This window comes from Arthrobacter sp. zg-Y1219 (assembly GCF_030125545.1).
In the GTDB taxonomy this organism is placed as follows: Bacteria; Actinomycetota; Actinomycetes; order Actinomycetales; family Micrococcaceae; genus Arthrobacter_B.
Genome location: NZ_JASKLY010000001.1, coordinates 117,956 through 142,664, shown reverse-complemented (window position 1 = coordinate 142,664; position 24,709 = coordinate 117,956). Strand labels below are relative to the sequence as shown.

The following is a 24,709-nucleotide window of genomic DNA, read 5'->3' as shown; positions in this document are numbered from 1 at the left end:
CACTCCGCTTCACCTCGTCCTCCACACCTCACAGTGCCGCACCTACTGAAAGCAGCCCATGCCCCCGTCACACCGCAGGCCGTCCGGCTCGGCGCCGACCATGGAAGACGTCGCCCGCCTGGCCGGAGTCTCCCACCAGACGGTCTCCCGGGTGCTGAACGACCACCCGAATGTCAGCCCTGCCACCAAGGAACGGGTTTCGGCGGCCATTGAGGACCTCGGCTACCGGCGCAATGCGGCGGCGCGGTCGCTCGTCACGCGCTCCTCGAAAGTCATCGGGGTGATCATCACCGAGCTTGAGCAGTACGGGCCGGCGAGCACCCTGCTCGGGCTGCAGGAAGCCGCCTTCCGGAACGGCTATTTTGTCAGCGTCGCCGGCCTGCGCGGGATGACCCGAGAGGCCATGCTGGAGTCGGTGAACCATCTGCTGAACCAGGCACCGGACGGGATCGTGGTGGTGGCTTCCGCCCAGGCCACGGTGGACCTTTTCAGCAACCTGGAACTGAAGATCCCGCTCGAGATTGCGGCCAACGGCCTGGCTCCCGAGGGGAACCAAGAATACGCAGCGCGCCTGGCCGTGGCGCACCTTGCCGACCTTGGACACCGCACCATCGCCCATCTGGCCGGTCCGGAGCAGTGGATGGACGCGCAGCGGCGGGCAGCGGGCTGGCGCGAGGAGCTGCAGGCACGAGGGCTGGCGGCAGCCCCGCCGATGACCGGAAACTGGGGCTCCGAGTCGGGCTACCGCAACGGACTGGAGTTCGACGTTGCCGCCCACACTGCAGTCTTCGTCGCGAATGACCAGATGGCGCTGGGATTCACGCGGGCACTGCACGAGCGGGGCATCAGCGTGCCCGGGGACATCAGCGTTGTCGGTTTCGACGACCAGCCCGAAGCCGCATACTTCCTGCCTCCGCTGACGACCATCCGCCAGGACTTCCGCGCCATGGGCAGGTACTGCATTGACCGGCTCCTGCAGCAGATCGCAGGGTCGGGTGCTTCCGGCCCCGGATCTCCACCCTCACCCGAGCTCATCGTGCGGGGCAGCACCGCTCCCCCGCACTAAGGAGGTGCGTGAGGTGCGTGCCTGTCATTTACCCGCAGAACTCCGAGATGAGCGCCGCTACGAAAAGCACATTCCCGCACTGATCGGTGAAGCGGTCCTGCGATCGACTTCCATATGGAAGTGGCGGGATTCCCACGTTCACGTCGAACATATTGGCTCTCCAGAGGCTCCCGTGCGGATGCTGCTTGTCCACGGCGCGGGTGGCAATAGTGCGGCAATGTGGCCGTACGCCGCCCACCTCTCGAAGCTGGGCGCTCACGTAACGGTCGCCGATCTTCCCGGCTACGGCAAAACAACAACGAGGCAGCTCGGACGAGTCCGGTACGGAGACTGGCAGCAGCTTCTGGTCGATCTGGTGCGGAAAGAAGACGATGAGCGCCCCCTTGTCATGATGGGAGCAAGCATGGGTGGCATGCTTGCCTACGATGCGGCAGCAGCAACAGGACTGGCGTCCCGTTTGGTCGTCACCTGCCTGCTTGACCCACGCGACCCGGGCGTGCGCCGACGCCTGACGTGGCATCCGGCCCTGGCGAGCATGGCTGCCCCCGCAATGGCAGTCGCAGCAGGCCCGCTCGCGAACGTGCGTGTGCCCATTCGATGGATTGCAGACATGCGACATGTAGCCAACGGTCAGGGACTTGTTGATGAAGTCATTGCTGACAAGAGCGGCGGAGGCGGACGCGTACCTCTCGGATGGATGCGCAGCTTCCTCGAATCCCTGCCGCTTGTTGAGCCGGAGCGGTTCACTGATACGCCGGTCCTGATGATCCACCCCGGCAACGATCGGTGGACTCCCCTGGAGGTCAGTCAGCCCTTCTTTAACCGCGTTGCAGCAGAGAAATCGCTTGTCGTGCTGGAAGGCTGCGGCCACTTCCCCGTCGAGCAGCCTGGATTCACCCAAATGCTGAATGCAGTGAGCACCCTCCTCGCCGAAGTGAGGCCACATCCCTGATGCCCCGGGTGGGCAAGGGAAGACGTTCCGGCTAATTGCCGCAGGACCTCCCTTGCCGTCGAGCGCCCCACTGCCCCTTCACCTTGACAATGAGACACGCCTCACATCTAATTGTTAGCGCTAACAAGATCAATGACGATTTCCGCGGCCCCGCCGCAGCAGGAGGCCCCCATGAGCAGTACCCATCCGGAGGAGCAGTACGTTATCGGAGTGGATTACGGCACGCTCTCCGGGCGCGCTGTGGTGGTGCGGGTCGCCGACGGGACGGAACTGGGCTCCGCGGTTTACGAGTACCCCCACGCCGTGATCACCGAGAGCGTTCCGGGATCGGAGGTCCGGCTGCCGCCGGACTGGGCGCTGCAGGTTCCGCAGGACTACGTTGACGTCCTCAGCAACGCCGTTCCGGAAGCTGTGGCGAGCGCCGGGATCAACCCGGCGGCCGTCATCGGCCTGGCCACTGACTTCACCGCCTGCACCATGGTTCCCGTCACCGGAGACGGAACGCCCCTGAACCAGCTGCCGGAGTTCGCCGGCCGCCCGCACGCCTACGTCAAACTCTGGCGCCACCACGCCGCGCAGGCGCAGGCCGTGCGGATCAGCACCCTCGCCGCAGAGCGCGGAGAAACCTGGCTGGGCCGCTACGGCGGGCTGATCTCCTCGGAGTGGGAATTCGCCAAGGCGCTGCAGATCCTCGAGGAAGACCCCGAAATCTACGCGGCCATGGACCACTGGGTCGAAGCAGCGGACTGGATCGTCTGGCAGCTGACCGGCGCCTACGTCCGCAACGCCTGCACCGCCGGCTACAAGGGCATTTACCAGGACGGCGCCTACCCCTCCGCGGACTACCTCGCGGCGCTGAACCCCGGCTTCGCCGGCTTTGTCACTGACAAGCTTGAACACACCATCGGCCAGCTCGGCTCGGCCGCGGGCACGCTCTCCGCCCGCGCCGCTGCATGGACCGGCCTGCCCGAGGGCATCGCCGTCGCCGTGGGCAACGTGGACGCCCACGTCACCGCACCGGCGGCCAACGCCGTGCAGCCGGGCCAGATGGTTGCCATCATGGGCACGTCCACCTGCCATGTTATGAATGCCGAGGAAATCCACGAGGTTCCCGGGATGTGCGGCGCCGTCCAGGGCGGCATCGTGGAGGGGCTCTGGGGTTACGAAGCCGGACAGAGCGGGGTCGGAGACATCTTCGGCTGGTTCGTGAACAACTGCGTTCCGCCCCGCTACGTCAGCGCGGCCGACGACGCCGGCACCGGCGTGCACGAATACCTCACCGAACTCGCCTCCCGCCAGGCCATCGGCGAACACGGCCTGGCGGCACTGGACTGGCACAGCGGCAACCGCTCAGTGCTCGTGGACCATGAACTCTCCGGCATCTTCATCGGCCAGACCCTGGCCACCCGCCCCGAGGACATGTACCGGGCGCTGTTGGAAGCCACGGCCTTCGGCACCCGCACCATCATCGAGGCCTTCAACGCCAGCGGCGTCCCGGTCACGGAATTCGTGGTGGCCGGCGGCCTGCTCAAGAATCCGCTGCTGATGCAGATCTACGCCGACGTCATCAACCTGCCGCTCTCGGTCATCGATTCCGAACAGGGCCCGGCCCTCGGCTCGGCGATCCACGCCGCAGTTGCCGCCGGAGCCTACCCGGACGTCCGAACGGCCGCAGCAGCCATGGGGCGCGTCCGCCGCGGGGTCTACCAGCCCATCCCCGGAAACGTCAGCGCCTACAACGCCCTGTTCGCCGAGTACCGGACCCTGCACGACTACTTCGGCCGCGGCGCCAACGAGGTCATGCACCGGCTGAAGAGCATGCAGCGCGCGGCCGCGGCGGGCGTGCCGATAGCAGCGGCGGAAACCGGACCGGACGAATCTGCCGCAGCCCTGGAGCCTGTGCTGTGACCCTGACCTCCGATGTCCTGGGCACCGTGGACCGGCTCCGCCGCCAGGTCAGCAACCTGCACGCCGAACTGACCCGCAACGAACTCGTCGTCTGGACCGCCGGCAATGTTTCCGCCCGGGTTCCGGACCAGGACCTGATGGTCATCAAGCCCTCCGGTGTCTCCTACGAGGAGCTCACCCCCGAGCGCATGGTCCTCACCGACCTGTACGGCAAAGCGGTCGACGGCGGCGGGTCACCGTCGTCGGACACCGATGCCCACGCCTATGTCTACCGGCACCTGCCGGCGGTCCACGGCGTTGTGCACACGCACTCGACCTACGCCACCGCATGGGCCGCCCGGGGAGAGGCCATTCCCTGCGTCCTGACCATGATGGCCGACGAATTCGGCGGGGAAATCCCCGTGGGCCCGTTCGCCCTGATCGGTGACGACTCCATCGGCCGCGGCATTGTCGAGGTGCTGTCCGGGCACCGCTCCACCGCCATCCTGATGCAGAACCACGGCGTGTTCACCGTCGGCAAGGATGCCCGCTCGGCGGTGAAATCCGCCGTCCTGTGCGAGGAAGTCGCGCGCACCGTGCACATCAGCCGCCAGCTGGGCGAGCTTTTGCCCATCCCGCAGCCGGACATCGATCACCTGTACGCGCGCTACCAGAACGTGTACGGCCAAAAGTAACTGCACAGTGTCCGACCTGTTCAACTGCTTCACCCCTGTTCCCCTGCCCCCCGCCAGGCCCGTTTCCAAAGGACGATTCCATGACCATCAGCACCACCCCCACCCGCGAAATCTGGTTCCTCACCGGCAGCCAGGGACTCTACGGCGAAGACACCCTGGCCCAGGTCCGGGAGCAGGCCAGCGACATCGCCCGCCAGCTCGACGACGCCGACGCCATCCCGTACCGCATTGTCTTCAAGCCGGTCCTGAAGGACTCCGACGCAATCCTGGAGACCATCCAGGCCGCCAACTCCTCGGAGGCCTGCATCGGCCTGATTGCCTGGATGCACACCTTCTCACCGGCCAAAATGTGGATCCGCGGCCTGACCAAGCTGCAGCGCCCGCTGCTGCACCTGCACACCCAGCACAACGTCGAGCTGCCGTGGGCGGACATCGACATGGATTTCATGAACCTGAACCAGGCCGCGCACGGCGACCGGGAGTTCGCCTACATGCAGTCCCGCCTAGGCATCAGCCGCAAGACCGTCGTCGGGCACGTCTCCAGCCCCCGCGTCCAGGCCAAGATCGATTCCTGGGCGCGCGCCGCAGCCGGCTGGTTTGAGATCAGCAGCCTGAAGCTCGCACGCTTCGGCGACAACATGCGCAACGTGGCCGTCACCGAGGGTGACAAGACCGAGGCCGAGGTGAAGTTCGGGGTCTCCGTCAACACCTGGTCGGTGAACGAGCTGACCGACGCCGTGGACGCAGTCAGCGAGGAGGCAGTGGACGCACTGGTCGCCGAGTATGAAGAGCTGTACGACGTCGTTCCCGAACTGAGGCGCGACGGCGGCCGCCACAAGTCCCTGCGCTACGGCGCCCGGCAGGAACTGGGCCTGCGCTCCTTCCTGGAAGCCGGGAACTTCGGCGCCTTCACCACCAACTTCGAGGACCTGGGCGGCCTGCAGCAGCTGCCCGGCCTGGCCGTGCAGCGGCTGATGGCCGACGGTTACGGGTTCGGCGCCGAGGGCGACTGGAAGACCGCCGTCCTGGTCCGCATCGCCAAGGTGATGGGTGAGGGCCTGCCCGGCGGGGCGTCCCTGATGGAGGACTACACCTACAACTTGGTCCCCGGCAGCGAAGTCATCCTCGGCGCTCACATGCTCGAAGTCTGTCCCTCGCTCACCACCTCCAAGCCCGCGCTGGAGATCCATCCGCTGGGCATCGGCGGCAAGGATGACCCGGTGCGTCTGGTGTTCACCGCGGACCCGGGCCCCGCCGTCGTCGTCTCCCTCGCCGACATGCGTGAACGGTTCCGGCTCACTGCCAACCTGGTGGAGAACGTGGTTCCCGAACAGGACCTGCCCAATCTCCCCGTGGCCCGCGCTGTCTGGAAGCCTGCCCCGGATCTGGAAACCTCGGCGGAATGCTGGCTCTCCGCCGGCGGTGCGCACCACACGGTGATGTCCACCGCGCTGGGCCGGGAGGTGTGGGAGGATTTTGCGCAGATCGCCGGGGTGGAACTGGCCCTGATCGACGAAACCACCACCACCAAGTCCTTCGTCAATGAACTGAAGCTGAACTCGGCGTACTATCGGCTGGCACAGGGATTCTGACCTGGGACTACTGAGAGGCGCTGCTGTGCTTGAGGAATACAACTGGGCCGGAAACCTGCGGTACTCCGCGGCGGAAATGGCCCAGCCTGCCAGTGTTGACGAGCTGCGCGTCCTGGTTGCCGCGGCGTCGGCCGTCCGTCCCGTGGGCACCAGGCACTCCTTCAACGGGATCGCCGACAGCTCCGGCATCATGGTGAACCTGGACAAGTTCGAAGGCCTGCCGGTCCTCGATGAGCAGGCCCGCACAGTCACGGTGAGCGCAGGCACCCGCTACGGGGACCTGGCCGCCTTCCTGGTGCGGCACGGGTACGCGCTGCACAACCTTGCCTCGCTGCCGCACATTTCGGTGGCCGGCGCCGTCGCCACCGCCACCCACGGTTCCGGCAACGGCAACGGAAACCTGGCCACCGCCGTGGCGGCGCTGGAGCTGGTGACGGCGGACGGCAGCCTGGTCCGGGCGGACCGCTCCTCGCCCGACTTCAACGGCATGGTGGTCTCCCTCGGCGCCCTGGGCATCTTCACCGGCATCACCCTGGACATTGAACCGGCATACGAAGTGCGCCAGGACGTGTTCACGAACGTTCCGTGGGCATCAGTGGAGGAGAACTTCGACGCAGTGACGTCCGCCGCGTACAGCGTCAGCATCTTCAGTTCGCTCAGCGGCCCGGCCGCATCCCAGGTGTGGCTCAAGAGCCGGACCGACACGGACCTGCCCTACGCCGGTGCCGCTGAGTTTTTTGGTGGAACCGCTGCCGAAGAACCGATGCACCCGCTGCCGGGCATCAGCGCAGTGAACTGCTCACAGCAGATGGGCGTTCCCGGTTCCTGGTCGGACCGGCTGGCGCATTTCCGGCTGGCCTTCACGCCCAGCAACGGGGATGAGCTGCAAAGCGAGTACCTTGTGCCGCGAAGCTCCGCCGTTGAAGCCATCCGGGTCCTGCGCGGTTTGTCGGCCAAGATCGCTCCCCTGCTCCAGGTCTGCGAAATCCGGACGATGGCCCGTGACGACCTGTGGCTGAGCAACAGCTACGGGCAGGAGACGGTGGCTTTCCACTTCACCTGGAAACCGCGCCAGGCCGACGTCGAGGAGCTGCTTCCGCACATGGAAGCCGTCCTTGCTCCGCTGCGGACGCGGCCGCACTGGGGCAAACTGTTCGCCCTGGAGCAAGCCCAGCTGCAGGAGCTGTATCCGCGCTTTGCCGACTTTCGGAACCTGGCTCACAACATGGATCCGGAGGGCAAGTTCCGCAACGCATTTCTGGCCCGGCACGTCCTCGGCTAACCAAAGATTGAGTGCACCCTCCGGTGTCCGGCAACCGCCGGGAAAACGCCGGGCACATCTCGTGCTTTTGGCCGGCTTCCCGCCTAGGATCACCCCATGGACTACATCCCCTGGTACGGACTCATACCTCTGGCCGGAATCGCTGTCTTCGGGCTCACCGAGACTGTTCGGATGGTGCTCAAGAGCAAGCGGGCCCCGGCGGTTGCCGCATCGCGCGAACTGCAGCAGAGCCTGGACGCGAACCGGGCCCTCCAGCGCCGGCTCGACTCGATGGAACGGAAGCTGTTTGACCTCGAACTGGAGAATACCGGGCGCCCGGCTCCTCCTCTCAAGAAACCCTGAAGCCGCGGAACGGCCGGGTTAAACGCGGTTAAATGCGAAGGAGCCGCGGGACTGTACCCGCGGCTCCAACACTGCTGGTTCGAACGCCGGCACTTCCGCCGGCTTTGCGTCAGCGGCGAACCTGTCCCTTGCCGCGGCCGGCCACGGACTCGGCCACGCCAATCAGCAGGACGGCCGCTACCACGGCAACGATGAACCCGAGGATGTTGAGCTCGAAGATGTCCCCGGTGCCCAGCAGATTCGCGATCACGCCGCCGATGACTGATCCCACCAGACCGAGGATCAACGTGGTCAGCAGGCTCAGGTTCTGCTTTCCGGGCTTGACCAGGCGGGCCAGGGCGCCAATAACGAGTCCTGCGACGATGAATCCGATCATGGTGATCTCCTTCTGAAGAGGGCTGCACTCCCGTTGCGGGAACCGCCCAAAGTGATAAGCATCCTGACTATCCTAAGGTGGACGCCGGCTTCCGGCCCACTTCGTTTAGGGGAATGCCTGACCCGGACCCCGGAGGGGCCGCCCGGCCCCGAGCCCTTCACCCTCCGTCCGTCCCCACCTATTCTGGCAGGAGAGGCAGCCCGGCGCAGGATGCGGGCACCAAACCGGAAGGTGGCACCGTGGAAAACACCCTGAGCATCGAAATACGCGCACCCTTCAAGGAGGCCCTGCGCCTCACGAAGGGATCCCTGGCCCATCATGGCTTCACCATCATCAGTGATTCGGACCTGGCCGCGGCACTCGGCCAGGATGCACCCAAGCAGCTGGGAAACTACCAGGTCCTCGGCGTGCTTCACACCGCCCTGGCCCGAGGTGCCGTCGAAATGATTCGGGACGCCGGCGTCGTACTGCCCCTCAACGTCGTGGTCCGGCAGGATCCGCAGGCCCAGGTAACCCGGGTCCACCACCTGGCCCCGGATTCCCTGATCCGCCTCTGCGGTCCCGAACTGCGCGACGCCGCCGCTCAGACGTCCCAAGCCCTGGAGAACGCGATACGGAACATCATCAAGCAGGTGAAAACCTAGCCGAACCCCGCACACCGAACCCCGCTAGCCGACCAGGCCGTCGGCGATCTCCAGCACTTCGTCCAGGATGCCCAGCCCGGTTTCCGTGTCGGCCACGCTGGTGTTGCACGGCGGAACCACGTGGATGCGGTTGAAGTTCGCGAACGGCAGCAGCCCGCGGGACTTGCAGGCGGCCAGCAGCTGGTTCATTTCCCCGCTGGAACCGCCGTACGGTGCCAGCGGTTCGCGGGTGGCCCGGTCCCGCACCAGTTCGATGGCCCAGAACACGCCGGTTCCGCGCACCTCGCCGACTGATGCGTGACGCTCGGCGAAGCCCGCCAGCGCCGGGCCGATGACACTGCGGCCCAGTTCCGCCGCATGCTCCACCATGCCCTCGTCCTCCATGGCGTTGATGGTCGCCACGGCGGCCGCAGCGGCCAGCGGATGCCCGGAATAGGTGAGCCCGCCGGGATAGACCCGGGTGCCGAAGGTCGCCGCGATCTCGGGACTGATGGCGACTCCGCCCATGGGGACGTAGCCGGAGTTGACTCCCTTGGCGAAGGTCAGCAGGTCCGGCACCACATCAAAGTGCTCGACGGCGAACCACTTGCCGGTGCGGCCGAACCCGGACATGACCTCATCGGCGATGAGCACAATGCCGTACCGGTTGCAGAGCTCGCGCACTCCCTGCAGGTAGCCGGGCGGCGGCAGGTAGATGCCTGCGGTGCCGGGGATGGATTCCAGGATGATCGCGGCAATGGTTGCCGGCCCCTCGTAGGCAATCAGCTGTTCCAGGTGCTCCAGGGCGCGGGAGCTTTCTTCTGACTCGGTGGTGGAATGGAACGCCGTGCGGTACAGGTACGGCGGAAAGAAGTGCACGGTGCCGGTGCTGGCGGAGTCGTTCGACCAGCGCCGGGGGTCGCCGGTGAGGTTCACCGCGAGCTGGGTGCCGCCGTGATAGGAGCGGTACGCCGACAGCACCTTCTGGCGTCCGGTGTGCAGGCGCGCCATCCGTACGGCGTGCTCATTGGCGTCGGCGCCGCCGTTGGTGAAGAAGATCCGGTCCAGCTCCCCCGGCGTCCGCTCCGCGATGAGCCGGGCCGCCTCGGAACGCGCGTCATTGACGTAGCTGGGCGCAATGGTGCACAGCTTCGCCGCCTGGGCGGCGATCGCGGACACGACGGCGGGATGCTGGTGGCCGATGTTGGTGTTCACCAGCTGGGAAGAGAAGTCCAGGTACTTCTTGCCGTCCCCGTCCCACACGTGGGATCCGGAGGCCGCACTGATGACCATGGGATCCAGCAGGTCCTGCGCGGACCAGGAGTGGAAGACATGCTTGCGGTCCAGCTCGTAGGCGCGGCGTGCGCCTTCAGCGTCCAGCAGCGGCGGAGCTCCGCCGTCGATCGTGGAAGTCATATCCAGTACCTTTCAGGTGCGGCCGGGTCAGGCGTTCTGCGGGAAGCCGAGGTTGATTCCGCCGTGGCTCGGATCCAGCCAACGGGTGGTGACCACCTTGCCCCGGGTGAAGAAGCCAACGCCTTCGGTTCCGTGGGCATGGGTGTCGCCGAAAAGTGAGTTCTTCCACCCACCGAAGGAATAGTAGGCCATGGGAACGGGGACCGGGACATTGATGCCGACCATGCCCACCTCCACCTCGTTCTCGAACCGGCGGGCCGCTCCGCCGTCGTTGGTGAAAATCGCGGTGCCGTTGCCGTACGGGTTGGTGTTGATCAGGTGCAGCGCCTGCTCATAGCTGTCCACGCGGACCACCGACAGGACCGGTCCGAAGATCTCGTCCCGGTAGATCGACATCTCCGGTGCGACGTTGTCGAACAGCGTGGGGCCAACGAAGAAACCGTCGCCCTCGGCGTCCGGAGTGACGGTGCGGCCGTCCACTACGAGGGTGGCGCCGGCTGCCTCGCCGGCGTCGACGTAACCCGCCACCTTGTCCCGGTGGGCCGCCGTCACCAGGGGCCCCATGTCGCAGTTGCGGCTGCCGTCCCCGGTGCGGAGTTCCCTGGTGCGCTCGGCGATCTTGGCCACCAGCTCATCGGCGATGTTTCCCACCGCGAGCAGCGCCGAGATGGCCATGCAGCGCTCGCCGGCGGAGCCGAAGCCAGCGTTGACGGCCGCGTCGGCGGCGAGGTCCAGATCGGCGTCGGGCAGGACGATCATGTGGTTCTTGGCGCCGCCCAGTGCCTGGACCCGCTTGTCGTTGGCTGTTGCCGTCTCATACACGTACTTGGCAATCGGCGTCGAGCCGACGAAGGAAACGGCCTTGATGTCCGGGTGGGTAAGGAGCGTGTCCACCGCCACCTTGTCGCCGTGCAGGACGTTGAAGACGCCGTCCGGCAGTCCGGCTTCCTTCCACAGCTCGGCCAGCCAATTGGCTGCGCTCGGGTCCTTTTCGCTCGGTTTCAGGACCACTGTGTTGCCGGCGGCCAGGGCAATGGGGAAGAACCACATGGGAACCATGGCCGGGAAGTTGAAGGGACTGATGATCGCAACCGGTCCCAGCGCCTGGCGAACGGAATGCACGTCCACACTGGTGGAAGCGTTTTCGGTGAAACTGCCCTTCAGCAGGTGCGGGATGCCGCAGGCAAATTCCACCACTTCCTGGCCGCGGCTCACTTCACCCAGGGCGTCGTTGAGCACCTTGCCGTGTTCGGCCGTCAGGATGGCGGCCAGCTCGCCCTTGCGGGCGTTGAGGAGCTCGCGGAAGGCGAAGAGGATCTGCGTCCGCCGGGCCAGGGAGGTGTCCCGCCAGCCGGGAAAGGCTGCCGCAGCCGCGGCAACAGCTGCAGCGCCTTCTTCGCGGGTGGCCAGGGACACCTGGCCGGTGACCTTGCCCGTGGCCGGATTGGTGACCGGCGCCGTGTTCGACCCGGCCGGAACGTAGCTGCCGTTGATCCAGTGCTTGATGCTGTTCAAGGTTCTCCTTGAGAAGGGGTCGTTGCCGGTGACCGGAGGTGGTTGACGGCCGGTGCTGATGACGGTCAATCAGCTGTGCGAGCGTTTCGTCCAGTCTTGCGGTTCCCGCGGGTCGGCAAAAGTAACGATGTGTAAGCCTCCTCCCTTCCTCCTTTACCCTGTGTAAATGCTGCCCACAGTTCGGTCCGTTCTGGACCTGCCCATCCTGCGCGACGCCGCGCCGCAAATCCTCGGACCGGGCCCGGAAAACACCGCCCTGGAGAATCCGGTGCGCTGGGTCCATGTCAGCGAGGTCCTTGATGTCTCCGGGCTGCTGTCCGGCGGAGAGCTGGTGCTCACCACGGGCCTGGAACTGGAGAAGGATCCCGGCCGCACCGCCTCGTTTCTGCGGTCGCTGCAGGATGCCGGGGCATCCGGCCTCATCATGGAGGCCGTTGGCGACCGGCAGCGCAGCCTGGATGCCCTGCACCTGGCGGCGTTGACCGCGGACCTGCCCGTCGTCGTCGTCCGGCACCGGGTGCGTTTTGTCCAGATCACCGAAATTGTGCACCGGCTCATCGTGGCCGAGCAGCTGAGCCGGGTGGAGCGTGCCCGCGCCGTGCATGAAGCGTTCACGCTGCTCAGCTTGGAAAGCGCGGGAACGCAGCAGGTGGTGGAGCAGGCCGCGGCCATGATTGGCGCTCCGGTGGTGCTGGAGGACCTCTCGCACCTGGTCCTCGCGTATGCGGCCCGGCAGCTGGAGACCGCGGTGCTGCTGGAAGACTGGGAACGCCGGTCGCGGACCACGCATTCCGCGGCCGAAACGTCCCGGACGGGCGACGGCGCCTGGCTTCAGACTCCGGTGGGCGTGCGGGGCCAGGTATGGGGGCGGTTGGTGGTTCCGGTGCCGCTGGACGACGACGACGCGGCCGCCATGGTGCTCGAACGCGCCGCCCAGACCCTGGCCATCAACCGGCTCGCGGAACGGGACCGGCATGACCTGAACCAGCAGGCACAGGCCGGGCTCCTGAATGCACTGCGTCAACCCCGCGGCCTGGGTGAGGGCGAGGCCCAGACCCGGGCTGCTGCGCTGGGCCTGCGGCGCTCGCCCTTCTACCTTCCGGTTGTCTTCCGCAGCGGCTCACCGTCCGGTTTTCAGGGTGCCGCGCCGACGTCAGGAAAACCGTCCGGCGACCCGCTAGCCGGGCAGCAGGAGGAACGTGCCCTGCTTGAGCAGCTCGCCCGCGTTCTCAAGACCCTTCCCTGCACTGCCATCAGTGCCGTCATCCGGTCCGGCTCCGTGGGCATGCTGCTGGCCCTTTCCTCGCAGCAGCTGGAGGACGAGGTGCTGACCGCGCTCGCCAGCGCACTGGCCCTGGCGGCGGAGGACGGGCCGGAGCCTCCGGCCGCAGGACACTGGACCATCGGCGTCGGGCACTGGACCATTGGCGTCGGACGCCTGCAGGCCTCCCTGCTGGAAGCTGCGGCAGGCATCGATGAAGCGGCGCACGTCGCTGAAACCGCTGCGACGCTGCCCGGACAGGACCGGCTTTTCCATCGGGCCACGGATATCCGGCTGCGGGGGCTCCTGGCCCTGCTCCGCAAGGACCCGCGTGTTCAGCAGTTCGTCGAGTCCGAACTGCACGGGGTCCTGCAGGCCGAGGCCCGGGGCGAGCACGGCTATCTGGAGATGCTCGGGCAGTTTCTGGAGTCCGGCGGCAACAAGACCGCACTGGCCCGGAGCAGTTACCTCAGTCGGCCGACGCTATACGCCCGGCTCAGCCGGCTGGAGGAACTGCTCTCAGTGGACCTGGACGACGCCGAGTCCCGGACGTCGCTGCACGTCGCCTTGCTCGTGTACCGGCTGCGTGCCCTGTGACTGTCTGGAACCACCCAACACTGTCTGGTACCACCCAACACCGCCTGGAACCACCCAACAGAATGCGAGCGCTGAGCCGTGCCGAAACCCTTCACACTGACCCAGCTGAGGTATTTCGCCGTGGTGGCGGAGGTGGAAAACATGACGGCGGCCGCCGAGCGTCTGCGCATCACGCAGTCCGCCCTGTCCACAGCCATAACCCAGCTCGAAGCCAGCCTCGCCACCCAGCTGTTTGTGCGTCTGGCGCGGGGCCTGCGGCTGACACCGGCCGGCCGGCAACTGGCCGGGGATGTCGGGGTCTTCCTGGAACACGCCGACTCGCTCTATGAGTCGGCCCGGGGACTTGCCGCCAGCGTTGTCGGTGAACTGAAGGTTGGGGTGTTCTCACCGCTGGCTCCTTTTCGGCTTCCGGCCATCCTCCAGTCCTTTGAGCGCCAGCATCCCGGAGTGGCTGTCTCGATTCTGGAAGCGGACCTGGCCGGGCTGCAGACCGCCCTGCGGGAAGGACAGTGCGACGTTGCGCTGACCTACGGCCTCGGCCTGGGTCCCGGCTTCACCACCAGGGTGCTGGAGCGTGTGCCGCCGCATGTGCTGGTCCACGCGGGACATCCCGCCGCCGCCCGGCCGGAGCGGAGCGTCGCCCTCCGGGAATTGGCCGGTGAGCCGTCGGTGGTGCTTGACCTCCCCCACAGCAGGGAATACTACGAGCAGCTCTACACCCTTGCCGGACTGGTGCCCAACGTCCGGCACCGCTTCGCCGGATATGAAACCGTCCGGTCATTCGTGGCCAAGGGACACGGCTACGCTGTGCTGAACCAGCGGCTGCACAGTGACCTGACCTATTCCGGCGGCCAGGTGGCGGTGCTCACCCTGACCGATGACTTCCCGCCCATCGAAGTAATGCTGGTCCGTTCCGACGGCGTGCAGCCAACCCGCCGCACCCTGGCCTTTGAAGAAACCTGCCTCCGGCTTTACGGCGCATCCGGGCAGTAAACCGACCCGCACGCCGAGCCATTGGCTAAATCGATTGCTTTACCCTAAACAACCGATTGGACAACTGTGAGCGGCATCACCACAGTTGATGCTGTGGTGCTGAATCCGGAAGATCAGTGCCCGCTGGTCAGGCCTTTTGTCGGCTTGTCCGGCTCCAGGCCGCTTAATCAAGGGAGAATCGATGGTCCCGACGCCAGAGTCGCAAGTCCGGGAAGTTTCCGGACTTCGGGATGCCCGCAATAAAGCTGTAATGAGGCCGGATTTTCTTTTTCCGCCCCGTAACACTGCCCGCGTTTACGGAAACACGATCCCCCTAGCGTTGCTCTCATGACAATCCACGACAGCACAGCGGAACAGCCGGGATCGGGGACGATCGGTACAGCTCCGGCCACACAGGTCCCGGCGCCGGGAACCACCAGGATGCAGAAGCGGGTCCTGCTCGGCGGAAGCATCGGACAGTTCATCGAGTTCTACGACTTCACCCTCTACGGCCTCACCGCCGTCACCCTGTCGCAGCTGTTCTTCCCCGGCAGCAACCCCATCGCCGCGATGCTCGCCACGTTCGCCACCTTCGGCGTCGCCTTTGTGGTCCGCCCGCTCGGCGGCCTCTTCTTCGGTGTCCTGGGAGACCGCACTGGGCGGCGCAGGGTCCTGAGCATCACGCTGATCGCCATCGGCGGAGCAACTGCCCTGATGGGCATGCTTCCCACCTACGCGCAGATCGGCGCCTGGGCGCCGGCGCTGCTGGTCCTGTGCCGGCTGATCCAGGGCTTCTCCGCCGGCGGAGAATCCGTGGGGGCGCCGTCGTTTGTCTTCGAACACGCGCCCGTTAACAAACGCGGCTTCTGGCTCAACATCACCATCGCCGCCACCGCTCTTCCCTCCGTGGTGGCCGGAACAATGATCCTCATCCTCAGCCAGTCCATGACCGACGAATCCTTTGAGTCCTGGGGGTGGCGCCTGCCGTTCCTGCTCGCGCTTCCGCTGGCCATGTTCGGCGTCTGGATCCGCAGCCGCACCGTGGAAAGCGAAGCCTTCAAGGACGCCAAAGCGGCCCAGCCCAAGGAATTCAGCCCGGTGCAGGAAGCACTGCGCGAGAACAAGCTCCGCATGGTCCAGGTGATCTTCGTGATGGGCCTGACGGCGATGGGTTTCTACTTCCTGTCCGCCTACTTTGTCTCCTACGTTCAAACCGCCGGCCAGCTCAGCCGCGAGCAGTCCCTGATGGTCAACGCCGCCGCCCTGGCGCTCTACGCCCTCCTGCTGCCGGTCGGCGGGCGGATCGGCGACCGCGTTGGCCGCAAGCCGATGCTCATCGCCGGCTCCGCGGCGCTGGCGGCACTCTCGGTGCCCAGCTTCATGCTGGTCACCAGCGGCAGCCTGCCGCTGGCCCTTGCCGGGCAGTCCCTCTTTGTGGTGGCCCTCTGCATCTACGGCGGCGGCTGCTACACGTTCTTTGTGGAGATCTTCACGACCCGGACCCGGTTCACGTCGGCGGCAATCAGTTACAACGGTGCCTACGCGATCTTCGGCGGCACGGCTCCGTTCATCGGCACGGCCCTCGTCGGAGGCACCGGAGTAGCGCATGCACCGGGTTTCTACATGGCTGCCGCGGCCGCCGTCGTCTTCCTCCTGATCGTCTTCACCAAGGTTCCCGAAACCCGCGGCCGGATGGGCTGATCCCGCCGTCCCCGCGCGCCCCCGCGCGCGCCGCAGATCTCCACACTTCACATCTCCCAACTTCACATCTCCCAACTTCCAAAGGACTTCCCATGACGTCAGCATCATTCCTCTCCGACTTCCATGCCGTCGCCGCCATCGGCGCCACGCCCAACAACGGGGTGGACCGCCAGGCCGCCACCGCGGAGGACGCCCTGACCCGTGACTGGTTCGCTGTCTGGGTGCAGGAGGCCGGCTGGGAACTCCGGGTCGACAGCATCGGCAACATGTTTGCGCTGCTCGAATGGACCCCGGGCGCACCCTTTGTGATCATCGGGTCCCATCTGGACAGCCAGCCCCTGGGCGGCCGCTTCGACGGAGCCTACGGTGTCATTGCTGCGCTCCACGCGGCCCGGCGAATCAGCGCCGACGTCGATGCCGGCGGCGAGCTGCCGCGGTTCAACCTGGCGGTGGTGAACTGGTTCAACGAAGAGGGCGGCCGCTTCGCCCCGAGCATCATGGGCAGCTCGGTTTACGCCGGCCTGCTGTCCCGCGACCAGATGCTGGCTGTGACCGACCTGCAGGGCACCTCGGTCTCCGAGGCACTTGAAGGCATCGGGTACCTGGGCACGGCGGAAGCGCCCGCAGCGGCCGGTTATGCGGAGATCCACATCGAACAGGGCCGGATCCTGGAACGTGAAGGCATCTCCATCGGCGTGGTGGACAGCAGCTGGTACACGCAGAAACTCGATATTGAAGTGCTCGGTGAACAGTCCCACACCGGCGCCACAGCCATGGCGGACCGGCACGACGCCCTGGTGGCGGCCTCGCGAATCATCCTCATGGTGCACGACGTCACCGAAGAGTTCGCCGACGAGGCCCTCGTCTCCTCGGTCGGCCAGCTGACCCTGGAACCCAACTCCCCCATCGTCGTGGCCCGCAGGGTGCATCTCATCGCCGACCTGCGCTCCGGCGACCCGGAGGTCGTGAAGGCGGCCCGTGCCAAGCTGATCGGCGACATCGATGCACTGGCCCGCAAATACGACATCAAGGTCAACGTCAAGGACTTCGATATCCGCCCCATCCGCCGGTTCCCGCAGGAAGGGCTCGAGCTGGCGGAGCAGGTCGCGGCAGGGCTGGGACTGTCCTCGCGGCGGATCCAGACCATGGCCGGCCACGATTCCGTCGCCATGAACACCGTTGCGCCGTCGGTCATGCTGTTCATCCCGAGCGTGGACGGCGTCTCGCACTGCGAACGTGAATTCACCACAGACGAGGACATGGTCTTGGGCCTGGACATGCTAACCGGTGTCACCCGCGAACTGATCTCCGGCGCCCTGGCGAACTCGGCCACCGGCTCATCCGACGCGGTGAATTCCGCGCTGCCGGGAGCCGACGCCGAGAATGCCGCCGCGCTGCCGGGAGCCGTCCGGGCATGACCGATCTGCACTACCTGGATGCGTCCTCCGCGCTGCGCCTGTTTCGTGCCAAAGAGCTGTCGCCGGTCGAGCTGCTTTCGGCGGTCATCGCCAGGACGGAGGAGGTCAACGGCTCCTCCGGTACCGGCGGGGCGATCAATGCCGTCACCGAAACCCTGTTCGATGAAGCGATGTCCGCCGCCCGTGAAGCCGCTGCCAAGTATCAAACGGGGCACGGCCTGACTCCGCTGCTGGGGCTGCCGGTGGCAGCGAAGGAAAAGCACGGCCTGCGGGGCCGCACCCTCTCGCAGGGACTGGTGGCCCATCGGAACAAGGTGGCGCAGGACGACCACCCGGTGATCGGCAGGATCCGCGGCGCCGGGGGCATCATCCACCTGCGCACGACGACTCCGGAGTATAGTTGCGCCACCGTCACCCACAGTCCGCTGTGGGGCGTCACCCGCAATCCCTGGAACCCCCGCTTCTCGCCGGGCGGGTCCTCGGGCGGCTCGGCCGCGGCCCTGGCTGCGGGGTTTGCACCGTTGGCCACTGCCTCGGACATCGCCGGCTCCACCCGGCTGCCGGCGTCGTTCACTGGGACGGTCGGCTACAAAGCGCCGTACGGCAGGATTCCCGGGCTCGCTCCGCTCTCCGCCGACTTCTACCGGGGCGACGGCCCCATGGCCCGCACCGTCGCTGACGCTGCGCTGCTGGCGAATGTGATGGCTGGCCAGCACGCCGGGGACCATGCCTCGCTCGCGTCCGGCGATCCGATCGAATTGCCGGCGGAAGGCGCGGCTGCGGAGTCGGTTGCCGGCATGCGCATCGCCCTCTGCCTCCGGCTGGGCAACTACCCGGTGGCAGCCGATGTGGAAGCCAATACGCGTGCCGTGGCGGCCGCCCTGCAGGCCGCGGGTGCCGTGGTGGAGGAGATAACCCTGCCGTGGACCTCCGAGGAAATCAGCCGCACCATGTTCACCCATTTCGGCTATCTGCTGGGGCCGGCCATGGAGGCGGAGACCGCCGGCTCCACTGACCTGCTGGCCGACTACACGCGGCGCTTCATGGCGGATGCGCGCCAAGCCGCGGCGGACCGCAGCTTCTTGAACGGCATCACCGCGGAAACCCGCATCCAAGGCGAGCTTGCCGCCGCCATGGCCGGCTTTGACGCCCTGATCTGTCCGGCTTCCGCCGTGGCCTCGCTCGACGCCGACGGGATGTACCTGGACGGCATCGCAGCAGAGGGCCTCCACCTGGAGCACTATTGGCAGGGCCACATGACCGGCGTCTTCAACATCGCGAACCGGTGCCCGGTGTTGGCCGTTCCCAGCGGGATGGCCGACTGCGGCATTCCCACCGGCGTCCAGATTGTTGGCCATCCCTTTGATGACGGCGCCGTGTTTACCGTCGGTGCGGCGGTGGAGGCGCTGCGGCCCTGGCGGAACCACCGCCCGGAGCCGGTCGGCGCTACAGCGTTGTCTCGGGGCCGGCAGGTTCTGTAACGATCAGCTCGTCCACCTGCAGGCGGCCGACGTAAAGTTCCTTGATGTCGGTACGGCCGATGCTGAGCTTTCCGATCGCCAGCGCCCCCACGGCCACCGCTCCCATCGCGAGGGCGCCCAGTGAGAAGGCGCCCACCGCCAGCCGCCTGGCGCTAAGCCCGGGAAAGTCCAGGACGGGGAGGTGCATGGAGCCATGGTGCTGATGCTGGGCGTGCAGATGATGCGGGCCGTGCAGGTGCTTGGAGCCACGGTGCTTGGTTTTCATGTGCATGGGATCCTCCGGCGGTGTCGAGCAGCGGGTATGAGTTATCCAGCGTGCAGGGAGATTTCCGCAGGCACAAGCACCACACGCAGAATGCTCCGCAGCCCTTGAAACGGACTGCGGAGCATTCTGCGGTTTAGCGGTGTTTCGGGCCTTGACCGCCGGCCTTGGTCCCGGTCGCCGGCCGGAGTCGCGGCTTAGGAGTCGGCGGCTTCGCCGGGTTCGTCGTCGGCCGGTGAGGGCTCGGCGTTGTCCTGTTCCTTTTCGGGTGCCGGTTCGTTCTCCGGCTTGGCGTCGGGAGCCGGAGCCGACTTGCGGTTAGGATCCGTCAGTTCGCCCGTTGGATACAGCCTCGCAACGGAGCGCATGTATTCGGTCCACTGCGCGCCGGCAATGGTGGAGCCGTCCACGTAGCTGCGCGCCACGCCGTTGATTGGCAGGTCGTTCAACGAAGAGTAGGACGTCCAGTTGCCTACCCAGGAAGCAGTCGAGATGCCCTGGGTGTAGCCGACGGTCCAGGTCTGTTCGGAAATGTCCGTGGTGCCGGTTTTCGCCGCTGCGGGGACACCCAGCGGTGAAATGGCGCCCGGTCCGCTCTCCACAAGTTTCTGGAGCGGCTCCGAGACCTCCTTGGCGACCTCCTCGGACATTGCACGGGTGCACTGTTCCTCGGGTACTTCAAAGGACTTGCCCCGGGAATCGGATACCTGCGTCAGCGCGATGGGTTCGCAGTACTCGCCCCCGCTGGCAAACGTTGCGTAGGCAGCCGCCATGGTCATGGGAGCCACTTCCTGGCCGCCCAGGACGAAGGAGGGATTGTTGACCTCCAGCGGTTCGCCGTCGACCGCCCGGTGCACGCCCATGCGGGTGGCGACGTCGCCGATGTCGCACAGGTCGAGCTGGGAGGCCTGCGCCACTGTTGCCGTGTTGGTGGACCAGGTCAGCCCCTCGCCCACGGTCATGCTGCGTTCATAGCCCTCTTGGGCGTTCTTGAACTTCCACTCGTCAAAGTAGGCGTCTTCGGGCAGGCAGCTGGCGGACCAGTCGTATCCGGCCGGGTAGCTGGTCCGGGACGCATCGATGACGTCGTCGATGCTGCCGCCGTTCTCCAGCCAAGCAACGGTGGTGAAGGGCTTCATCGTGGATCCCGGTTGGAAGCCGTACGCGGTGCCGCCCATGTCGGAGTCGACGTTGAAGTTCAGCTGCGTGTTTCCGCTGCCTTCTTCAGGCGTGTAGTTCGTGTTCTGGGCCATGGCCAGGATCTTGCCCGTTCCGGGCTCCACGGACACCATCGCGGAACCTGCACCCGAGGGGTCGCCGGTCGGAACCTGCGCCTCGATCTGCGCCTGGGCCTGTTCCTGAAGCCGGGAATCCAGAGTGGTGGTGATGGTCAGGCCACCGCGGGCCAGAAGCTTGGCGCGGGCCGTTTCGTCCACCCCGAACTCATCGGAGGCCAACACAACCTGTTGCACATAGCTGCAGAAGTATTCGGCCATTTCAGCTCCCACGCAGCCGGAACGTGCCGCGGGCTGCGGGTTGAGCTGCAGGTCGGAGGCGACGGCGTCGTCGTGTTCCTGCTGCGTGATTTTGTCGTAGCGGAGCATGGCAGCCAGAACAGCGTCCCGGCGGTCCCGCGTTGCCTCGGGATTTGTCATCGGGTTGAAGTTGTTCGGCGACTGGACCATCCCGGCGAGCATTGCCGACTGGGCGATGTTCAGGTTTGCGGAGGGAATGCCGAAGAAGGTCTGCGCTGCCGCTTCGACGCCGTAGGTACGGCCGCTGAACAGCACAATATTCAGGTAACCCTCGAGGATTTCATCCTTGGAGAATTCCTTTTCGACGGCGAGGGACAGCTTGGCTTCACGGACCTTGTCGGTGATGTTCTTGGTTCCGCTGACCGTGAGCTCGTCGGCGCTCTTGCCTTCGGCGACGCCCTGGTCGATCAGGACGTTGTTGACGTACTGCATCGTCAAGGTGGAGGCACCCTGGGTGCTGTCCTTGGTCATGTTGGAGGCCAAGGCGCGGGCGATGCCTTTGGCGTCCACTCCCCCGTGCTCGTAAAAGCGGTTATCCTCGATCGCGATGATTGCGTCCTGCATCGACGGGGAGATTTTGTCCAGCGTCACCGGGATCCGGTTTTCCGCGTAGAAGGTGGCGATCAGCTTTCCGTCGGCCGAGTAGATCTTGGACCCCTCGTCGAGCGGGCCGGTTTCGAGCTCGTCCGGCAGGTCCTCGAGGCTGTCGAAAATCTGGTTGGCGCCGGAGGCTGCCACCGCTGTCGCGGGAACGAAAATCCCGGCGACGAGGGCACCGCAGAGGACGCTGACGGCCAGAAACAACACCAGCCGGCCGGAGGTGCCGAGTCTGGCCAGCATGGAGGAGTTGTTTTGTCGCATTCGAACAAGATACAACCCATTTCTGTGGGCCGATCTTGACGGTCCCCGCCGTGCAGAGTACAACCTTCCCCGCATTCCGCCGCGGCCCGGTGTTTCCCCGGGGCTTGCCCGCCCCTTCCCGACACGCCCCTTGAGAAAAAGATCACACGTCCGGCCGCCACTTCCGGCGAAGGATCGGCCCAATGTCCGGCGCGGATCCCCAGACATGATCTTGCGGCGGCATTCGGTATACGCTGTACGCATGAACCCCCTTCCGGACGCCCACCGCGGTCCCCTCTCTGCCGCCGCCATCGCGGCCTGTGGGCTTGATCTGGCAGACCGGGAAGGCCTGGAGGCAGTGTCCATGCGGAACGTCGCTGAGATTCTCGGCGTCTCCGCCATGGCTTTGTACCGCCACGTCGAGAACCGGGAATCCCTGCTGCTGGCCATGGCCGCCGAGGCGGCCCGGGAGTTTGTCCTGCTGCCTCCGGAACCGGCTTCCTGGCAGGAGATGCTGCGGCACATGGCCGTGGCGCAGTGGGAGGGTTTCCACCGGCATCCGTGGCTGCTGCAGATAGTCCTGGGTCCCAGCCGGCTCCTGGACATGGCGCCGACCGCCGAGCTCGAGGTGCTGCTGCAGGCACTCAAAGCGGCCGGCCTGTCGGAGGACGAATGTTTTGACTGCGTCGTAGGCGTCTCGGCCATCGTGATCGGCACTGCCGTCCTCGCGCTGGCTGCGAACCCCGGGCCGGGGCGGTACCGCCCCACCCGGCCCAACGCCGTCGTGCCCCTTAACGCCGACGACGGCGCCAGTCCCGATTCCGTCACTGCCCGGTTCCGCGGCCGCGGCATTACCTATGATGCCTCCAGGAGGTCGCTGGACTTTGCTGTGAGCGGCTTCCTGCACGGCGTGGAGACCCAACTTTCAACAACCGTCCGGATGCGGCAAGAAAAGCAATCCGGCTTAGAGAAGGAACAAAAGTGAAACTCAGCAACAAGACCGCCATTGTCACCGGCGGCGCCGGCGGCATCGGGCAGGGCATCGTCCGCCACTTCCTTTCCGAGGGCGCCAAGGTGGCTGTCGTTGACATCGACCAGGAGCAGGGCGACAAGCTTGTTGCCGACCTCGGCAACATCGGTGAACTCATCTTCATCCGCAAGGACATTTCCCTTCCCGAGAGTGCTGCCGAGATCGTTGCCGAAACGGTTGCCCGCTTTGGCGGCCTGGACATCCTGGTCAACAACGCCCACGCCTCCAAGCAGGCGCCGATCCTGGAAACCACTCCGGAGATCTGGAACCTGTCCTTCGGCACCGGAACCCTGGCCACCCTGTACCTGATGCAGGCAGCCCATCCGGAACTGAAGAAGACCCGGGGCAGCATCATCAACTTCGGTTCCGGTGCCGGGATCAAGGGCCTGCCCAACCAGGTGGCCTACGCTGCAGCGAAGGAAGCCATCCGGGCCATCACCCGCACGGCTGCGAATGAGTGGGCAGCCGACGGCATCCGCGTCAACGTTGTCAGCCCTGTTGCGCTGACTCCGGGCATCGTCCAGTGGAGCAAGGCCTACCCGGAGCAGTACCAGGAAGTAGTGAACGGTGTTCCGCTGGGCCGCCTGGGCGATCCCGAGACCGACATCGCACCGATCGTTGCCTTCCTGGCCAGCGAAGAGTCCCGCTACCTGACCGGCCAGACGCTGATGGCCGACGGCGGAAGCATCAAGCTCTACTAGAAGAACCCGCGCGCACTGGTTCCCACTCTCTGTTGCCCCTGTTACCTGTTGGGGTCACATCAGCCCCAGGGCTGAACCAAGAGTGGGAACCAGTGCGTCTGTGCGTCTGGCGGCCACGTGCGTCTGTGCGCCTGTGTGCGCCTGGCGGCCTGTGCGTCTGTGCGCCTGTTCGTGTGGGCGTCTGCCGGCCACGGGGCCGCCCTGCCAGTCCCCCGGATCCGCAGTTGTAGGGTTGCGGCATGAAAGCGCGGAGCACCGGCCGTCACGCGGGAACATTTACGGCGAACGACCTGCGGCAGCTTCGGTTACGGTCTCAGCTCCTGGTGGCATCCGAACCCGTCGGGGCGGCCGAGACTGTTCGCCGCCTTTTGGCCGTGCAGGCCCAAAACCTTGGCGGCGCCTTGTGGAGCGTCGGCCAACGGGCGCCGGGAAGCACTCGCGGCGACGTCGAGGCGGCACTGGCTGCCGGCGTCGTCGTGCTCACACTTACGCCCCCTCCCGCCGATGTGACGGTCTTTCCGCGTGTCCATCTCCTGCCGGGTTTCGATGAGTTCCACATTGGTTATGCCGACCGCGGGCCGATTCTGGCGTCCGAGCACCAAGCATTTGTGGGCCCGGGAAAGAACGGGCTGTTCCGGTCGCCCGTCGTTGTCGACGGTGTTGTGGCTGGTATCTGGTCGGCCTCGGAGCGAAAGGGAAATATCGACGTGGACGTGTCATTGTTTCCAGACCGAGTGGGCCCGATATTGCCTGGGGTAAAAATGCTGAGTGGTACGGAGATGAGGCGTGCGGTCGAGACGGCGGCCACGTTGTACGGACGCTTCCTCTCTGTGGAAGCCCATGCCGCCGTGTCACGGTCGTAAGCCGCTGCGCGGTGGGCGGTGGGTGGTGGTTGGAGGGCGAAGGGTGGTGAGTGGTGCGGTCGCTACGCAGGGGGCCGGACCTGTGACCAGAGATGCTGTCTTATTGGCGTGCACAGGTATCGGCTAAGGGGCGTAGGTAGTCCGGCGAAAAAGTCGGGTATTCGTGCGTCCTCAAAAGGGCCTGTTTTGGGCTGTTTTGGCGCTGTTTGAAGTGGTTTTGGGGCTTCTCGAACCGGGAATGTCAGTGCCGGGTGAAAGTCTTTAGTCATGGATCAGAACGGATCTTCGACCGGGACTCCCGG

At 66.0% G+C, this 24,709-nt stretch carries 21 protein-coding genes; 16 read left to right on the top strand and 5 right to left on the bottom strand.

Features of this window, described 5'->3' with window-relative positions; genetic code table 11:
* The first annotated feature begins 58 nt into the window (after window positions 1-58).
* The 7 genes from QNO00_RS00655 to QNO00_RS00625 all read left to right on the top strand — a co-directional run bounded on the left by QNO00_RS00655 (window position 59) and on the right by QNO00_RS00625 (window position 7,816).
* Window positions 59-1,066 (top strand): LacI family DNA-binding transcriptional regulator, encoded by a 1,008-nt coding sequence (locus QNO00_RS00655; RefSeq protein WP_284023266.1) that lies wholly within the window; start codon window positions 59-61, stop codon window positions 1,064-1,066.
* 4 nt (window positions 1,067-1,070) lie between these two features.
* Window positions 1,071-2,018, top strand: a complete 948-nt coding sequence (locus QNO00_RS00650; protein ID WP_284023265.1) for an alpha/beta hydrolase — start codon at window positions 1,071-1,073, stop codon at window positions 2,016-2,018.
* 171 nt (window positions 2,019-2,189) lie between these two features.
* On the top strand, window positions 2,190-3,926 hold the full coding sequence (gene araB, locus QNO00_RS00645) for a ribulokinase (protein ID WP_284023264.1): 1,737 nt from the start codon (window positions 2,190-2,192) through the stop codon (window positions 3,924-3,926).
* Entirely contained in the window at window positions 3,923-4,600 is a 678-nt protein-coding gene (locus tag QNO00_RS00640; protein ID WP_284023263.1) for an L-ribulose-5-phosphate 4-epimerase, read from the top strand. The genes araB and QNO00_RS00640 overlap by 4 nt, the downstream gene beginning before the upstream one ends.
* A gap of 80 nt (window positions 4,601-4,680) precedes the next feature.
* Window positions 4,681-6,192: an L-arabinose isomerase gene (araA, locus tag QNO00_RS00635; RefSeq protein WP_284023262.1), complete on the top strand. Its 1,512-nt coding sequence runs from the start codon at window positions 4,681-4,683 to the stop codon at window positions 6,190-6,192.
* A gap of 76 nt (window positions 6,193-6,268) precedes the next feature.
* On the top strand, window positions 6,269-7,474 hold the full coding sequence (locus QNO00_RS00630) for an FAD-binding protein (protein ID WP_284023335.1): 1,206 nt from the start codon (window positions 6,269-6,271) through the stop codon (window positions 7,472-7,474).
* Window positions 7,475-7,570: 96 nt separating this feature from the next.
* Entirely contained in the window at window positions 7,571-7,816 is a 246-nt protein-coding gene (locus tag QNO00_RS00625) for a hypothetical protein (protein ID WP_284023261.1), read from the top strand.
* A gap of 109 nt (window positions 7,817-7,925) precedes the next feature.
* Here QNO00_RS00625 and QNO00_RS00620 read toward each other — a convergent pair whose 3' ends face one another.
* Window positions 7,926-8,192: a GlsB/YeaQ/YmgE family stress response membrane protein gene (locus QNO00_RS00620; protein WP_284023260.1), complete on the bottom strand. Its 267-nt coding sequence runs from the start codon at window positions 8,190-8,192 to the stop codon at window positions 7,926-7,928.
* Between the two features lie 239 nt (window positions 8,193-8,431).
* On the opposite strand from QNO00_RS00620, the gene QNO00_RS00615 reads away from it, so the two are divergent.
* Window positions 8,432-8,836 carry a DUF302 domain-containing protein gene (locus QNO00_RS00615; RefSeq protein WP_229965887.1) on the top strand — a complete coding sequence of 135 codons (405 nt, stop codon included), beginning with the start codon at window positions 8,432-8,434 and terminating at the stop codon, window positions 8,834-8,836.
* 24 nt (window positions 8,837-8,860) lie between these two features.
* On the opposite strand, the gene QNO00_RS00610 is transcribed toward QNO00_RS00615, so the two are convergent.
* Together QNO00_RS00610 and QNO00_RS00605 are read right to left on the bottom strand one after the other, a co-directional pair.
* Window positions 8,861-10,231, bottom strand: coding sequence for an aspartate aminotransferase family protein (locus QNO00_RS00610; protein ID WP_284023259.1), 1,371 nt, complete (start codon window positions 10,229-10,231; stop codon window positions 8,861-8,863).
* 27 nt (window positions 10,232-10,258) lie between these two features.
* Window positions 10,259-11,746 carry a CoA-acylating methylmalonate-semialdehyde dehydrogenase gene (locus QNO00_RS00605; RefSeq protein ID WP_284023258.1) on the bottom strand — a complete coding sequence of 496 codons (1,488 nt, stop codon included), beginning with the start codon at window positions 11,744-11,746 and terminating at the stop codon, window positions 10,259-10,261.
* Window positions 11,747-11,912: 166 nt separating this feature from the next.
* Between QNO00_RS00605 and QNO00_RS00600 the strand changes: the two genes are divergently transcribed.
* The 5 genes from QNO00_RS00600 (at window position 11,913) to QNO00_RS00580 (ending at window position 19,176) form a co-directional block, all read left to right on the top strand.
* Window positions 11,913-13,604 carry a PucR family transcriptional regulator gene (locus QNO00_RS00600; protein WP_284023257.1) on the top strand — a complete coding sequence of 564 codons (1,692 nt, stop codon included), beginning with the start codon at window positions 11,913-11,915 and terminating at the stop codon, window positions 13,602-13,604.
* A gap of 78 nt (window positions 13,605-13,682) precedes the next feature.
* Window positions 13,683-14,597 (top strand): LysR family transcriptional regulator, encoded by a 915-nt coding sequence (locus QNO00_RS00595; RefSeq protein ID WP_284023256.1) that lies wholly within the window; start codon window positions 13,683-13,685, stop codon window positions 14,595-14,597.
* Between the two features lie 327 nt (window positions 14,598-14,924).
* Window positions 14,925-16,277, top strand: coding sequence for an MFS transporter (locus QNO00_RS00590; protein ID WP_284023255.1), 1,353 nt, complete (start codon window positions 14,925-14,927; stop codon window positions 16,275-16,277).
* 92 nt (window positions 16,278-16,369) lie between these two features.
* Complete coding sequence (locus QNO00_RS00585) at window positions 16,370-17,695, top strand: M20 family metallo-hydrolase (RefSeq protein WP_284023254.1); 1,326 nt, start codon at window positions 16,370-16,372, stop codon at window positions 17,693-17,695.
* Window positions 17,692-19,176, top strand: coding sequence for an amidase (locus QNO00_RS00580; RefSeq protein ID WP_284023253.1), 1,485 nt, complete (start codon window positions 17,692-17,694; stop codon window positions 19,174-19,176). Before QNO00_RS00585 ends, QNO00_RS00580 begins: the two co-directional genes overlap by 4 nt.
* Here QNO00_RS00580 and QNO00_RS00575 read toward each other — a convergent pair.
* The gene (locus tag QNO00_RS00575) at window positions 19,142-19,441 is read right to left on the bottom strand and encodes a hypothetical protein (protein ID WP_229965895.1); all 300 of its coding nucleotides are present in this window, start codon (window positions 19,439-19,441) and stop codon (window positions 19,142-19,144) included. The genes QNO00_RS00580 and QNO00_RS00575 overlap by 35 nt on opposite strands.
* A gap of 194 nt (window positions 19,442-19,635) precedes the next feature.
* Window positions 19,636-21,834, bottom strand: a complete 2,199-nt coding sequence (locus tag QNO00_RS00570) for a transglycosylase domain-containing protein (RefSeq protein ID WP_284023252.1) — start codon at window positions 21,832-21,834, stop codon at window positions 19,636-19,638.
* Between the two features lie 241 nt (window positions 21,835-22,075).
* Between QNO00_RS00570 and QNO00_RS00565 the strand changes: the two genes are divergently transcribed.
* The 3 genes from QNO00_RS00565 to QNO00_RS00555 all read left to right on the top strand — a co-directional run bounded on the left by QNO00_RS00565 (window position 22,076) and on the right by QNO00_RS00555 (window position 24,407).
* Complete coding sequence (locus tag QNO00_RS00565; RefSeq protein WP_229965897.1) at window positions 22,076-22,798, top strand: TetR/AcrR family transcriptional regulator; 723 nt, start codon at window positions 22,076-22,078, stop codon at window positions 22,796-22,798.
* Window positions 22,795-23,544 (top strand): SDR family NAD(P)-dependent oxidoreductase, encoded by a 750-nt coding sequence (locus tag QNO00_RS00560; protein WP_284023251.1) that lies wholly within the window; start codon window positions 22,795-22,797, stop codon window positions 23,542-23,544. Before QNO00_RS00565 ends, QNO00_RS00560 begins: the two co-directional genes overlap by 4 nt.
* A 239-nt stretch (window positions 23,545-23,783) precedes the next feature.
* Window positions 23,784-24,407, top strand: coding sequence for a DNA glycosylase AlkZ-like family protein (locus QNO00_RS00555; RefSeq protein WP_284023250.1), 624 nt, complete (start codon window positions 23,784-23,786; stop codon window positions 24,405-24,407).
* Window positions 24,408-24,709: the final 302 nt, after the last annotated feature.